Below are 1,272 nucleotides of genomic sequence, written 5' to 3'. Positions count from 1 at the left end.
CCAAGGGGCTGCTGCACGGATAGGTGACATCGATCTGGCTTGCCGAGAGGTGAGCCTGGAAGGATGTCATCGTGCCCAAGCCCTACCCGCAGGAGTTCCGTGACGATGTGGTCCGGGTCGCCCGAAACCGTGAAGAAGGAGTGACTCTCGACCAGGTCGCCGCCGATTTCGGGATCCACCCGATGACCTTGACGAAGTGGATGCGTCGAGCTGATATCGACGAGGGCAACAAGCCCGGAACGACCAGAAGCGAGTCCGATGAGCTGCGGGAATTGCGGCGCCGCAACCGTTTGCTCGAGCAGGAGAACGAAGTGCTGCGCCGGGCTGCGGCGTATCTGTCGCAGGCCAATCTCCCGGGAAAAGATTCTACCCGCTCGTGAGCGAGCTCGCCGCCGACGGGATCCCCGTCGCGGTCACCTGCCGGGTACTGAACCTTGCTCGCCAACCCTATTACCGGTGGCTGGCCGCGCCGGTCACCGAGACCGAACTCACCGAGGCCTATCGCGCGAACGCCCTGTTCGACGCCCACCGCGACGACCCGGAGTTCGGCTACCGGTTCCTGGCCGACGAAGCCGATGCCGCTGGTGAACCGATGGCCGGGCGCACCGCCTGGCGGATCTGCTCGGCCAATCGCTGGTGGAGTGCGTTCGGCAAACGCCGGCGCGGCAAGAACGGCCGACCGGGCCCGCCGGTGCACGACGACCTCGTGAAACGAGACTTCACCGCGCATGCACGAAACCACTTGTGGCTCAGCGATATCACCGAACATCACACCGGTGAAGGCAAGCTCTACCTCTGCGCGGTCAAGGACGTGTTCTCCGGCCGGATCGTGGGCTACTCGATCGACTCGCGCATGAAGTCGAGGCTCGCGGTCGCGGCATTGAACAACGCGGTAGCCCGCCGCGGCGAGGTCGCCGGCTGCATTCTGCACACCGACCGCGGTTCTCAATTTCGATCCCGACGTTTCGTTCACGCCTTGAACCGGCACCGGATGGCCGGCTCGATGGGCCGGGTCGGTGCGGCCGGGGACAACGCGGCCATGGAAAGCTTCTTCAGCCTGCTGCAACGCAATGTTTTGGACCGACAGCGGTGGCACACCCGCGAACAGTTGCGGATCGCGATCGTGACCTGGATCGAACGCACCTACCACCGCCGTCGCCGCCAAACCCGGCTCGGCCGGTTGACCCCGGTCGAATACGAAGCGATCATGACCCCAGCAGCAGCCGGTCAGGCTGCCTAACTACTGTCACCTGATCGTGCAGCAGCCCCCAA

General features: G+C 64.8%; 1 protein-coding gene. It reads left to right on the top strand.

Features of this window, described 5'->3' with window-relative positions:
• Positions 1–71 precede the first annotated feature (71 nt).
• Positions 72–1,240, top strand: a protein-coding gene (locus ON38_RS18585; protein ID WP_085995447.1) for an IS3 family transposase whose coding sequence is annotated in 2 segments (ribosomal slippage) — positions 72–356 and positions 359–1,240 — 1,167 coding nt in all. Because the reading frame shifts where the segments join, the coding sequence is not laid out codon by codon here.
• Positions 1,241–1,272 lie beyond the last annotated feature (32 nt).

Origin of the sequence: Nocardia testacea NBRC 100365, from assembly GCF_000308775.1 — a bacterium.
Taxonomy (GTDB): domain Bacteria; phylum Actinomycetota; class Actinomycetes; order Mycobacteriales; family Mycobacteriaceae; genus Nocardia; species Nocardia testacea.
This window is presented reverse-complemented; position numbering and strand designations above follow the sequence as displayed.